We start from the raw sequence: 14,219 nt of genomic DNA on the forward strand, positions 1-14,219 counted from the left end.
CACCGGAGATCCGCTCCTCCTCGTCGATGCGTCCGTCCCGGAACGCCTCGAACACCTCGCGGAACCGCTTGGCCTGCTCCGGATCGAGCTGGTCCTGCCCGAGCAGGTCGCTGACGTCGACACCGATGATCCGCGCCCAGTCCCGGTTCACGCCCTGGACATGCAGCAGTTCCAGCCGCTGGTTCCCGTCGAGTTGGCGGATGATGTCCGCGGCGTCCGCGATCAGCGCCCGCAGGTGTGCCGGCGCGGCCGGGTCGTGCACCGGATAGTCGCCGTCCAGCACCCGCGGGTCGCCACTGGTCCGGCCGTGCCACACCCCGTCGGTCGGATCGAGCCGCAGCAGGGTCTCGACGAACTCCGCCACGGCCCGCGCCGCCGACTCCGGATCGCCGCGGACCGCGCGGCCGATCGCCTTCGCCAGCCGCTTGGAATGGATCGCGCCCTCGTCGGGCAGGTAGTTGAGGTCCTCGTCGTAATGCATCGGCACCAGCCGCTCGGGCTCCAGTCCCAGCGCCCGCGCCAGGGTGTCCCGGGCGGCGTCGACGGCGTCCGGGTCGACGTCGCGTACGTGCTGTGCGTAATCGACCAGCGCGGCCGTCCCCAGACGCCGGGCGGTGCGCCCCAGTCCGCGGCCGCCGAGCACGTCGGCCACGTGCTGCGCGGTCAGATCGGCCGATTGCACCCCCATCCGCCGCGCCAATTGGCCACGGGCCGCATCGATGTCGTTGAACGAGTCGACGTCGTTGATGGTGTGGGCATAGTCGGCCAGGGCCTCGATCTGCGCCGCCCGCACCGCATTCGCCAGCCGCTCCTCGGCCACGCCGTGCGCCGAGATCACATCGCGCGGTCCGACGCCGTCGATGCCGAGTTCTCCGGCGAGATCGGCGATCCGCTGGTCGATCTCGTCCCTGGTTCGCGGCACCGCACTCGAATCATCCTGTGGCGTAGTGGGTTCGTCCTCCACCACCGGACGCCAGGGCTCGTCGCCGTGGCGCAGCACAGTCATCCGGACCGTCCGGCCGTCTATCGTGCTGTCGAAGAACCGCGCCTGCGGCGACTCGATCCTGCCGGCACGTACCGTCCCGTCGTCCTCCGCCCAGGCCACCCGGTAATCGGCCACCAGCTCACCGCGGTCGAGCGCGGCGCCCAGGTCCGGGTTCTCACGCAGCACCCGCGCCAGCACCTGATCGTGATTCAGGTTCGCATCGAAGATCACCAGGCGCATCGGCCGGCCGTCGACGAGCCCCACGCCGGGCTCCAGCAGGGCGCCGAGCCCGCGATCGATGACGGTATCGGCGGCCACCGCCGCCAGCGTGTCCCAGCGGTCCCGGAAAGTGGAGTCGGCCGTGCCGAATTCGTCGGCGGCATCGCGCAGCCGCGTCACGTCGGCCAGGTCGGCGGCAATACCGTCGCGCAAGGCACGGAACGTTTCGGCGAGATCACCCGGCGACAGACTGTCGACATCCTCGCCGACGAGATCCTCCCAGGTGGCCTGCTCCTCGCGAATCTGCTCGCGGCGCAACGACTCCTCGAAATACGACCGAAGGTCACCGTTGGTCAGGCGCAACTGGTCGTCGAGGATGTCGGTCCATCGGTGCGGGACCGGCTCGCCCTTGTTGTTGACCCCGCTCCACTCCAGCAGCGCGGTATCGCCGCCGTAGTCCGCCACCATCTCGCGTAGCAGCCGCGCGACCGGGTTCTCCCCCATCATGTTCAGATCGTCGGCGTAGGGAATGACCGCGTCCGCGGCGTTGAAGCGCCGCGTGGCGTCCAACAGTCCCTGAATCGCACCGGCCCGGCGCAGCATGCGGTATTCCGCCTGGGCGACTGCGCGATCCGCCGACTCCGGGCTGCCGTCCGGAACCGGCAGATTCAGCTCGGCCGCGAGTTCCCGCAAGCGGTCCAGTGACTCGTTGCGTTCGGCGCGAGCCTCGGCGACTTCGTTCGCCCAATCCCGCAGTGCCGCAGCGTCATCACCGTGCGGGGTGACATCATCCGCGCCGGACGGCAAGTCGTGTGCCGGGGCCTGCGGGAGGGCGGGATCGGGCTGTTCGGGTGCCCGGTGCCGGGGAGCGGACTCCTCGATCAGGTGGTCGAGCCCCAAGCTGCGCAGCTCGTCGTGCCAGCGCTGGAGTTCCTCGGGATCGACCTCCCGATTCCAGTAGTCGTACTCCTGCCCGTCCCGGGTGTGTGCCGGCGCCGGATCGGTGGTGCGGACCTGCCCGGTGAGGGTGGCGACGATCGCCTCCCGGTTCTGCCACAGCGTGATGATCTCGGCGATCACGGTGAGCGGGTCGGCCTTGCCCTTGGCGTTCGGGTCGGTCGCCCCGGTCAGATCGGTGGAGAGATTGGTCTGGAACTCTCCCGCCATGCCGCTACCGCTCGGATACCCCGGCGGTTTCGCGACGACCGGGGCGCGCAGCCGATCCCACAAACGGCGCAGCAGGGACCGGTTGTCGGAGCCCTCGTCGGGGGTGGACTCGTCGGGTACCGTCGCCGGCCGTGTGTCGGACTCGGGTGCGCCGGCAACGCGCCAGCCTCCCTCCCCGTCCGGCGCGAAGGTCACGCGGACTTCCTCGCCACCGATGTCGAAGACCATCTCGCGCAGGGACATCGGGTCGGTGGCGGGATTCGGCTCACCGTCCGGCTCCGGGGTCCCGGATTCCGGTTTCTCGCCGAGGTGCATGACGCCGTGCGTCTCGGTGTCGCCGTCCGACCGGTTGGTGCGCTCGTCGATCCGTGGCCGGGCGGCGACCTCCTCCCCGCCGGCGAACGACTCGGCGTGCTCCATCAGCGAGCGGTATACCACCCGGGCGGCCTCCGACGCGCGTGGCCCGCGTGCCATCACATCGGTGAAGGCATCGGCGACCAGCTCGGCCGGTTCGATATTGCCCGCCTTGTCGAAGCAGTTGCCGGGCAACTGCTTTCGCAGCCAGGCATGGAACGCGTCCAGGGTCGCGTCGTCCAGCGTCGCACCCTCCGGAGCGTGCCGGCGCAGGTAGTGGTCCAGCAGTTCCGGGCCCGCCATCGCCTCGGCCCAGCCTCCGCCCCGGGCGGCGATCACATGACCGAACTCGTGCAGCATCGTGTAGAAGGCGGGCCGCGCGACGAACCAGGGCGGCAGGGTTCCGGCCTTGTCCATGATCATCTGATCCACCAGGGAATCCAGCCGGCTCGAATCGGCGGCCGCCCGGGCGTTGAACTCGATCGCCCGCGGCCGGGCCGGTCCGTACTCCCCCTGGCCGAAGATCATCCGGCCGAGCATCTTCGAGTCTCCGAAGTCCACCAGCCGAAGCTCGATCGGCCCGAAGCCCGGGAACTGGGACCAGAGCGACTCGACGGCGCGGGCGATCTCCCGCAGGGATTCCGGATCGGCACCGTCGAAGGTGCTGAAACCCTCGGTGTGCACGCCGTATCGCTCGAACAGCAGTTGGTCGATCTCGGTGGGACTCAGTCGCGACCACGGATCGGCCGCATGGCCGGCCAGCAGGTCGTGCAGCGCGCGCACGGCGTCGGGGGCGTCGGCGCCGCCGGCGATCGCGTCGCTGAAGGCAACGGGCAGAACCTGATCCGGCTCGCCGAACAGCCGCTCGACGGACAGTCCGCTCTCGGAGAGCCACCGCGCGTACTCGTGGTCCAGGTCGGTCGCGTCGGCGCCGTCGGGGTCGGTCAGGCCACCGTGTTCGGCCATGAAGTGTTCCAGCAGATGTTCGTCGGCGAACCAGCCCGCCGTGCGCAACCCGCTCTCGTTCAGTGCCGCGCCGATCTCGTGCAGCAGCATCCGGTACATCGGGGAATCGGCATACCGCCCCGGCACCTCACCCACCGAGATCTGTTCGCGCACAAACGCGGCCACCGCATCCGGATCACCCGCGAACCGCGAATCCACCACGATCGACGCAATCCGCCGACCCACCGGATCCCACTCCACCCGCACCGGGCGGCCGTCCGCGTCACCGACTCGCACATCCGGCAACCGCAGCTGCCGATGCCGATCCACCACGTCGCCCACGGCATCTCGGACCTGCCGCGCCACCGCCGGGTCCATGCCCTCCGTGTCGACGCGCGGCACACCGGCCGGCGGCGAATCGGATTCCGGCGTCCGAGGGCCGGGCTCGACGTCGGATCCGTCGGTCGGCGCCGAGTCGGACTCGGGGGAACGATCCGCCGATGGGATGCCGTCCTCCGGCCCGATGCCCATGTTGTCGATCTGTCGGCGCGCACCCGGCAGGACATCGCCCGCCTGCGGCCGGCCGTCCGCCGGCAGGGCGTCGATGACCAGGCGGTGCAACACCTTTGCGGCCTCGGACGCATCGTCGCCGCGGATCGTCACCTCCGCGAACGACTCGGCGAGGGCCTCCGACGGATTCAGATTTCCCGCGCGGTCGAAGCTGTACCCGCTGAGCTGATCGTGCAGCCAGTCGTCGAAGGCGTCGAGCGTGGCGTCGTCGAGCGTGCGATCACCGGTGTGGTGGTTGTCCAGGAAGTGCCGCAGCAACTCCACACCGGCATCGAACCGCGAGGACAGCGAACCTCGCATATCCAGGACGTGGCCGAACTCGTGCACCATCGCGTACAGCACGGGCCGGTCGGCGAACCAGCCGCGCACCTGGCCCTCGTCGATGTACTGCCGCACGGTCGCGTCGAGAATTTTCGGGTGGACCGCGGCGTCCCTGCTGAAGGTCATCCACAGCGGCCGAGCCCGCCCGCCGGATTCCGGCAGGCCCTCGGTGCGCCCCAGATGCCCGAGCGGCAGATCGTCGATCTGGATCCGCGCGGGCCCCATCCCGGGGAAACGGTTCCACAGCATCTCTACGGCGCGCGCGTACTCGCGCACCACGTCCAGCCGCACGCCGGGATCCATGAAGCCCCGGACGTCGACACCGTAGGTTTCGCGCAATACGTGGGCGATATCGCCCGACGACATCTGCGCCCACGGATCGGCGGCATGCGCGGTCAGCAGATCGTGCAGGAAGCGGGCCGGTTCGGAGGCGTTGTCGCCGTCGGCAACCGCGTCGGCGAAGGCGGCCGCGAGCGCCCGGGACGGGTCCTCCAGCAAGTGGTCGGAGTCTATGCCGTGCTCGGCGAGCCACCGGTCGAAAGCCTCGAGGGATTCCTCGCCCGGGTCGTAACCGGACTCGGGATCCGGTTCGGCGTCGAGGTCGCCCTCGAAGTGGTTCTCGAGGAAATGGGTCATCAGCCGGTCGTAGGCGGACATCCCCGAACTGCGCAGTCCGGCCTCGTCGAGCGCCGAGCCGATCTCGTGCAGCAGCATCCGATAGATCGGGGAATCGGCATACCGCCCCGGCACCTCACCCACCGAGATCTGTTCGCGCACAAACGCGGCCACCGCATCCGGATCACCCGCGAACCGCGAATCCACCACGATCGACGCAATCCGCCGACCCACCGGATCCCACTCCACCCGCACCGGGCGGCCGTCCGCGTCACCGACTCGCACATCCGGAAGTCGCAGCGCCCGATGCCGATCCACCACATCGTTCACCGCGTCCCGCACCTGCCGCACGACCTCCGCGTCCATGCCGTCGGTATGAATGCGCGGCGGTCCCGCGGGCGTCGAATCGGCCGCGACAGGGGTGCCGGGATCGGTCCGCGGGTCGTCACCCGCGTCGTCGCGGCCGGGATCGGCGGGCCCGAGGTCGTCGGAGCCGAGGTTGTCGGATATGAGGCCGCCGCGTCCGGGAGCGGGACCGTAGTGCACGTCGTCCCACTCACGGCCGTACCGGGCGGCATAGGTTTCGCCCTGCGGCGCAAGGCTTTCCACGATCGGGCGCAGCGCGTCCAGCCCCACTCGGTTCGCCAGGTAATCGGAGAGGGTCAGCCCCTCCTCGCGGATCCGCTCGGCAGCACCGAGATACTCCTCGGTACCCGGGTACGTCGGCAGTTCGACCCGGCCGGAAAGCATCGGCGACCGCCGCAGGTCTTCGATGGCAAGGATCTCCAGCGCATGTGCCCGGACCTCCTCGTCGACCATGCGGGCGACGTATTCGTCCTTGTCCGGGCCGTGTAGCAGATCGTCGGCACCGGAACGGGTTTCGCGCTGCGCCGCGAGCTCGGCGTGGATCGCGTGATGCGCCAGCGACGCGATCCATTCCCCATCGGTGGCCCCGACGTCCAGCACGATCCGGTTGCGCGCCGGGAAGTATCCGGCCTCGCCCGGATCGCTGGTGAAGGCGACCGTCACGCCCCGGTCGTACAGCAGGGCGTCGGCCCACAGTCCGAATCCCGACTCCGACAGCATCTCCCACGCGTCGTCCAGTCGCCGGCGGTTCTCGCCGTCGGCCACGTGCAGCGACAGCATCGGTTCGCGCGGGTCGCGCGGGGGAGCCGACTCCTCGATCTGCACGGCCGTGTACCGGCCGAAGATGTCGGTCTGCACCTCCAGCAGTTGCACACGGTCCACGCCGCCCGACGCCAGGATCGCGCGAATGTCGCTGCGCGCCAGCACGGCGGCGTGGTCGCCGACCGCCGCGGGTATCACCAGGCGAGCCGGAGGCCCGGGCAGCCACAGCGCGCGACCGCCGCCCACCACCTCGGAATGCGGGTTCTGTCCCTTCAGCTCGCCCAGCAGGGTGTTGACGGCGAAATGATCGGCCGCCTCCCGGACGAGGTCGTAATCGGCTGCGGCGTTGTGGTATTCGATCTGCCGGTCGATCAGTGTCTGCAGATCGTGCCGTTCGCGCCGGAGGTCCGCGGCGTCCTCCGCGGTCGTGGACGGATCGGCGAGCCGGTCGCGGATCTCGTCCAGCCGCGCCGACGAGTCCGGGAGACGATCGAGGCTCTGCAGCCGGTCGATACCGAGCCGATCCGCCAGCTCGGCGATCTCGGCGACCTTGTCCTGCAGTCGAACCAGCTGCAGCTGCTGCTTCTGCCCCACCAACCGCAACCGCTCGGCCCGCCGGGGATCCTCCGGGCGCCGATAGTCGTGTTGCGATCGGCCGGAGCGCTCCTCATCCCAGACCCGACCGTAATGCTCGGGATAGGTGGTGCCGCTCAGCTCGGTGTCGCGCAGCGCTCTGCGGACGGCCCCGGCCGCTTCCTCGTCGATCAGGTCGCGCAGCTGCGATTCCGTCAGCGTCGAGTCCTGTTCGAACGCGCGTCGCGCATCCTCTCGGACGGTGTGGTACACCTGCTCGAGCTCGATCGGCGAGACGTGGATGTCGTAGCCGAGCCCCCGCAGCTCCTCCGCGAGCCGGATCTCGGTCACGAAGCTCTCGGCCTCTTCGCGCACCATGGCGTCGATGAACTCGTCCCGCGACATCGAGGCGATCCGGTCGGGAATGCTCGCCGTACGCCCCTCGAGGTGAAGCCGGGCGTGCACGGACTCGTGGGCCATGGTCAGAACCTGCTCCAGCAACGGGTGGCCCGCAACGAAGATCTGTATCTCGCGGTCGTCCACGTCGTACTGGCCCAAGTCGTCGCTGAGCTCGTCCCGGAAGGTGATCCGCACCTGGTCACTGTCCACCAGCCGAAGAACTCTCTGCCCGGTCTCGGTCTGCTGCAACAGGCCTCGAATCCGGTCCAGGGAATCCGCATGGGTCAGACCGATTCTCGGCACACCCGGTTCGCTCGGAAGCTGTGACAGTTCGTCGCGCATCCGGTCGATATGCAGGTTCCGCGGCCAGGTCAGGTTGCGCACCCGGTCGCGCAGAGACATCGGCAACCGATCGACCGGCCGGCCGCGCCGCGGGCCGTCACCATGGAACAGGATGGCTCGGGTCGACGCCTCGGTTCGCGGCCGCCAGATCGACGGAAACGGGTATTCGGTTCGCTGCGCGAAATCCTTGGCGACCAGTCGGCCCCCGCCCTCGTTGACCACGAGATAGGCATGGGCGCCGACGCCGTATCGATCGGTGGGGCCACGGTAGGCGTCCACCACCAGCGCCGTCGCACCCTTACCCATTTTCGTCAGCCGCTCCGCCACCGCATGGTGGTCGTCGAACGACCGCAACTTGCCACCGGCAGCCGCCATCAGCTCGTTGTCCGTCATCCCCTCGGGACCGACGTCCCGATCGGGCATGCGAATCCACCTGTCCCCGAAGCGGTCTATCAGCGCCCGCAGCGACCGCACACCGCACTGGCCGCGGGTCTCCGGTAGACCGTGCCGGTAGTCGTTGTCGTCCGAACGATCCCGATCACGGGCATTCTCATCCGAACGATCGCGACCACCGTCCTCGGGCCGATCGCGATCCGGCGCATCGTCGTCCGGATCCCTCCGACGACTGCTGTCCTCCGCCCGATCACGATCGCGCGCACCGTCATCGGCTCTCTCGTCGGCCCGATCCCGGTCCCGCGCTTCGTGGGCACGGTCCCCGGCGCCGTCCTCGCGACGGGCCGACCCGTCCTCGGGACGGTCGGGATCCCGCCCGTAGTCGCGAACCCGCCGCTCGGGGCGATCGGTGCCCCCGTCCTCCGGACGGTCCCGGTCGGCCGCGTCGCCGACCTCGTCCCGCGGCTGCCGCCCCACCGACGGGTCCGCGCCCTCGGCATCGGCAGGCCGTCGCCCGGGCGTCGGATCGTCGCCCGCCGGGGGCTCGGCGGCCCGCAGGTCGCGACGCAATTCCCGCACCAACCTCGACTCCGGGCCTCGGTTCGCGTCGTGCCACTCCTGGACGAACCGGTCCGAATAGGTTTCCCCGTCCGGCGCGAGGAGATCCACGGACGGCCGCAATGCGTCCACCGCAGCTGGATCGGACAGCTGGTCCGCGAGGCTCGCGCCGTCCTCGCGAGCGCGGGCGACCTCCGCGAGATATTCGGCGACACCCGGATACGACGGCAGCTCCAGCCCCAGCTCCTGCCTGACCAGGATCTCCAGCGCATGCGCCTGGGTCTCCTCGCGCAATCGGAGATTGCGGTATGCGTCGGGGGCGGTGCGCAGCAGATCGTCTGCGCCGGAACGGGTTTCACGCTGTGCCGCGAAGTCCGCGTGGACGGCGCCGTGCGCCAGCGCCGCGACCCACTGCACGTCGGTGCCGCCGACGTCCAGCACGAGCCGGTTCCGTGCCGAGAAGTAGCCGGCCTCACCCGGAACGCTGGTGAAGGCGATGTCGACGTTGTGCTGATATAGCAGGTCGTCGGCCCAGCGGCCGAACTCGGACCCCGCCAGCATCGACAACACGGAGTCCAGCCGCTGCTGGTTCTGCCGGTCGGCGAGGTGCATCGGAACGACGGGTTCCGGCCGGTCGGACGCCGGGGACGGCCAGTCGATGTCCTGGGTCCGCAACCGGCCCGCGGTGTCCGTGGCCACCTCCACCAGCTGCATACGATCGGCGCCGATGTCCGCGACAATCGCGCGGATGTCGGAGCGCGCCAGCACGGCGGCGTGTTCCCCGACCGCCGCGGGCACCACCAACCGGTCCGGCGGGCCGGGAATGCGCACGGCGCGGCCGTCCACGATCTCCGCGCCCGGATGCTGGTCCACCAGCGCATCCAGCACGGACCGGACAGCGATCCGGTCGGCGACCGCCCGAGCCGCGGCGTGGTCGGCCGAGCGGTTGTGGTACTCGATGCTCGTGTCGACCAGCGACGCGAGATCGTGCTGGACACGCCGCAGCCGCGCGGGGTCCCAAGGTGCCGTGGCCGGATCGTTCAGCCAGGCGTCCACGTCGGCCAACCGCTGTCCGACAATGGCCAGCATCTCGCTGGGACCGGGCCGCGGATCCATTCCCAACGGGAGCGCCAGCCGCTCGAGCACCCGGTTCAGGTCATCCAGTCGCAGGCGTTCCAGGTGCTGTCGCTGCGCCGCCGATCGCAACCGCTCGGCCACCGCGGGATCGTCCGGGACCCGGAAATCGTCGATCGGCCCGGATATGACGGCGCGCCACTGCTCACCGAAGTCGTGCGCGTACCCGAGACCCTCCCGCAGATAGTCGCGGACGGCCGCCCGGGCGGCCTCGTCGTCGCCGGCGTCGAGGTAGGCGTTCTCCATCTCGATCGGTGCGACGTGCACGTCGTAGCCGAGGTCACGGAACTCGGCGGCGAGCCGTATCTCGGCCACGAAGCAGTCGGTCTCTTCCTCGAGCTTCGCCTGGACATATTCCTCTTCCGACATGAAGAGCATGCGTTGCGGATCGCTGGCCGTGCGCCCTTCGTCGTGGTAGCGGGCGTGCATGGCCTCGTGCGCCAGGACCAGAGTCTGTTCCAGCAGGGGGCGATCGACGCCGAAGATCCGTATCTGCCGCGCGGAGCCGTCGTATTGGCCGGCGTCGTCGTTGGCATCGTCGCCGAAGGCGACCCGCAGCTCGCCGTTGTCCAGACGGGTGACGATATCGCGCCCGGTCTCGGTCTGCCGCAACAGATCTCGGATCTGGTCGAGGGTGTCCGCCCGGCTGAGCGCGACCCGCGGCAGGCCGGTTCGGCTCGGCCCCCGCAACATCTCGTCGCGCATCCGGTCGACGCGCTCGGACCGCGGCCGGAATACGTTGCCGATGCGGTCGCGCAGGTACATCGGCAGCCGCTGGACCGGCCGGCCGCGCAGTGGGCCGTTACCGTGGAAGACGATGGCGTGGGTCGACGACACGTCGCTTTCGCGGACCGGCGGGTACCCGTGTTCCCGCCCCATCGCGACATCCCGGACGACCAGTCGCCCGCCGCCCTCGTTGATGATGAGGTATGCGTGCGCGCCGACGCCGTGCCGGTCGGCGGGTCCGTGGTAGGAGTCCACCACCAGGGCGGCCGCGCCCTTGCCGAGGCCCAGCAGACGCGCCGCCAGGGTGTCGTGGCTGCGGAACCGCTGCATCTCGCCGCCGGTGGCCGCCATCAGCTCGTTGTCGGTCATGCCCTCGGGGCCGACGTCGCGGCTGGGCATGCGAATCCACTTGTCGCCGAAGTGATCTATCAGCGCCCGCAGCGACAGGGGGCCGCACTGGCCGCGGGTGTCGGACGGATCGCGGGTCCGATCGCGATCGGCGGAGGGATCGTCGTCGGAACGGTCACGATCGCCGGCGTCGTCGTCGGAACGATCGCGGTCGCGGGCATCGTCATCCGAACGATCACGGTCACGGGCGTCGCCCTCGGAACGATCACGGTCACCAGCCTCGTCATCCGAACGATCACGGTCACGAGCCTCGCCGTCGGAACGGTCGCGGTCGCGGGCATCGTCGTCGGAACGGTCACGATCGCGGGCGTCGCCCTCGGAACGATCACGGTCACCAGCCTCGTCATCCGAACGATCACGATCGCGAGCCTCGTCGTCGGAACGATCGCGGTCGCGGGCGTCACCGTCCGAGCGATCTCGTTCTGCCGCATCGTCATTCGGGCGATCGGGGCCCTTGTCGTCGGTACGGTCGCGATCCTTGGAGGCGGGGGCGGCCTCGTCGTGCCGCGGCCGCGCCTCGCCGTCGTCGCGCGACGACGGCTCTACGAGGCGATCACCCCGTTCCGGGGCCACTCCTGCTCGCGCTTCGCCCGCATCATGATCTTGCCCACGGCGGAGCGGAAAATCACGTCCTCCGGTTGGTCCGTTCGGGCGGTGTTGTCCGTCTTGTCGATCGTCAGCAGCCGGTCGAGATTCTCCCTCGTCTCCCCGAACTGGTACTCCACCTCGTTCGGGTCGTTCCTGGTTCGGTTGTAGTAGATCAACAGCGCCATCTCTCGCCTTCCACAGAGTGTCGTACCGTTCACCTGTGCGGCCCTCGGCCACCTTGGACCAATTGTGGTTCTTGTTGGCCTCGTTGTGGGCCTCCTGGTAAGTAGTATCCGGATGCTCGCGGAAATACTTCGACTCCGCGAATTCGTGTTCCAGCAGGACGAAATCGGAAGCGACCGGCTTACCGGATCGCAATCGTATCCAGGCCTCGGCGATGTTGGGGTCGGCGTCGAAACGCTGTTCGACAAGGTTCCCGTCGTAGTCCTGCATCCGATGTTCCTCGTGGAACAGATGCTCCTTGATCTGCTTGATATCCTCGACAACGAAATGTGTTCCGTCCGGACGCGGATGATCGGCCAGAAACTTCGCTATATCGTTGACATCGCCGGGATCCTGACGAAAAGCATCGTATGCTTCCTCGGCCCATTCGAAGTCTTTGGTGTAGTCCTTCGGCCGGATCGCGCCGCCCGTATTGACGACGTCGCCCGGCTCGTCCTGCTCGTCCTGAGTATCGGACCGATCGTCGTCCCGGTGCTGCCGCGACTCGGCGTCATCGCTCCGCGGCGGTGTCCCGGCGTCCGAGTCCGACTGGCGAACGTCCGAATCCGGTTGGCGGGCAGCGGAATCGGACTCGGCCCGAATCTGCTCGCCGGTCTCCGCGGAACGCTCGGCACGGGCCGGGGCCGCCTGGTCCTTCTGCCCGGCCCGCATACCCGAGCCGGCCTCACCGGCACGCGAGGGCCCGGAGTCGGCGACTCCGGCCCGCCCCGGCGTCTTGCCGTCGCTGCCCGTCGAGCGCGGGGCCTCGCTGCTCCGGCCGGTATCCGTGCCGCCGGTGCCCCGGGTCTCGCCGGGCAACCGGCTGCTGCGGCTCTGCTGCGCGTCGCTGCCGCGTCCGGTGTCGGAGGTCCGATCGCCCGCGGCCGGGCGGGAATCGGAAACTCCGGCGTGCTGTGTGCCACCGCCGTGCTGCACCGGCGCCGAACCGGACTGGACTACGCCGGAACCCGTTGTCCCCGAACTGTTCTCGTCGACATCCTGACGTCCGGTGACATCGCCGACCGGTCCCGCGTCGCCATCGCTCCCGGTGACGACATCGGCAGGCGCCCCGGAGTCACCGTCATACGCGGCCGCGACATCGGCCGTCGGCCCGCGGTCGCTCCCGGCATTGATCCCACCGTCGGATCCGGCCGCGGCGTCCCCGGCACGCGGGGCGGAGCCGTCCGACCGGGGGGCCGGCGATCCGTCACCGGACCCCGTATCGCTGGGCGGCCCCTGATGGTCATTGGTGGGACGCGAATCCAGGCTCGAGGACCGGCCGGAATCGGAGCTGCGGTCGGCGGGCGACGAACCGCCGTCCGACTGGGAATCCGACCCGTTCGTGGACTGGGAGTTGGTGTGCTGAGATCCGGAACCGCCTGTCCCGCCGGGGGTTTGCGCGGCCCCTTCGTCTCGATCGGATCCGGCGTCCACCACCGGGCTGTCACCCTGCGTGGCCGTCGACCCGCGCGTGCCGGCCGGTTCCATCGGGTTGCCGCCCGGCCCGTTCTGACGATCCGCGCCCGATCCGGGGCCGTCCGCATGCGACCCGGGCAGGTTGACATCGTCGAGGCCCGACCCGATCCGCACACCCTGAACGGTGGGCGAGCCGTAACCACGACCCCGGGCATCCCAAAACGAATGTCCGCGAACCTGATTGAAGCCCGTCAAGCCGCCGTTGGTCACGCCGCCGACCCACATGCGCGGGTCGGAGACGGTGTCCCACGCCTTGTCCCAGCCCTGCGTGAAGCCGGTGCGCAGGAATTCCGGGGCCGCACCCGCCGCGGCTCCCGCCAGACCGGCGGTGGCGCCGGTGAGCGCGCCGACCATGTGCCTGTTCATCCCGGTCCGGCCCAGCGGCTTGGCGACCGCGCCCGCGGCGAGGGCGCCGCCCAGCGCGCCGACCCCCGACGACAGCGCCGTCATGCCGACCTGGCCCCAGTCCTTGACCTTGTCGTACGCGATCATCTGCACGCCGATTTCCTGCGCCGTGCCCAGGGCCAGGTCGATGGCAACGTGCTTGGCCAGCCACTTGAGTCCGGTCTTGGTGGCGAACTGCAGCATCCACCGGACAATGGCCTGCAACGCACGCTGGGCGATTCCCCGAATGATGAACCGGGTGGCCGTGATCGCGGCCGCCTCCACCGCCGGAGCCGTCGGCGGGAAAATCCACGCCGCGGCCATTTCCGCCGCCAGCAGGATCAGCGACGTGATGATCATCCATTGGGCGTATTCGATTTCGTCGCCCACGGCGTCGGCACTTTGCGCGACGTCCCGGAACGAATCGGCCAGGGTTTGCAGGGACAGCGACGGTTCCCCGTCGGAGCCGGCACCGTCCTTCAGCGAATCGAAAGCGTTCTTGATCGCGTCGATCGCCTCACCGGACGGATATGCGTCGCGAGCCGCCTGCAGCGCGGCATCGATATCGTCCTTGATCGCCTCGAATCCCGCGGCGGCGTTGCGCCAGTCACCGGCGAGACCGTGCATGCCGTCCGGATCGCCCTCCGGCCAGTCCATGCCGGCGACCCAGCCGAGCACTTCCAGGATGGGATCCCAGGCCATATCGTTCCCC

1 protein-coding gene (only partly in view) is annotated in these 14,219 nt (G+C 69.6%); it reads right to left on the reverse strand.

Annotated elements, in window-relative coordinates:
* Nucleotides 1-14,209 carry the 5' portion of a hypothetical protein gene (locus D892_RS0106010; protein WP_024800378.1) on the reverse strand. It extends 13,691 nt beyond the left edge of the window, so 14,209 of the gene's 27,900 nt are visible here — the first part of the coding sequence; the start codon lies at nt 14,207-14,209; its stop codon lies beyond the left edge, outside the window.
* Nucleotides 14,210-14,219: the final 10 nt, after the last annotated feature.

The sequence above is a fragment of the Nocardia sp. BMG51109 genome (genome assembly GCF_000526215.1).
GTDB lineage: Bacteria > Actinomycetota > Actinomycetes > Mycobacteriales > Mycobacteriaceae > Nocardia.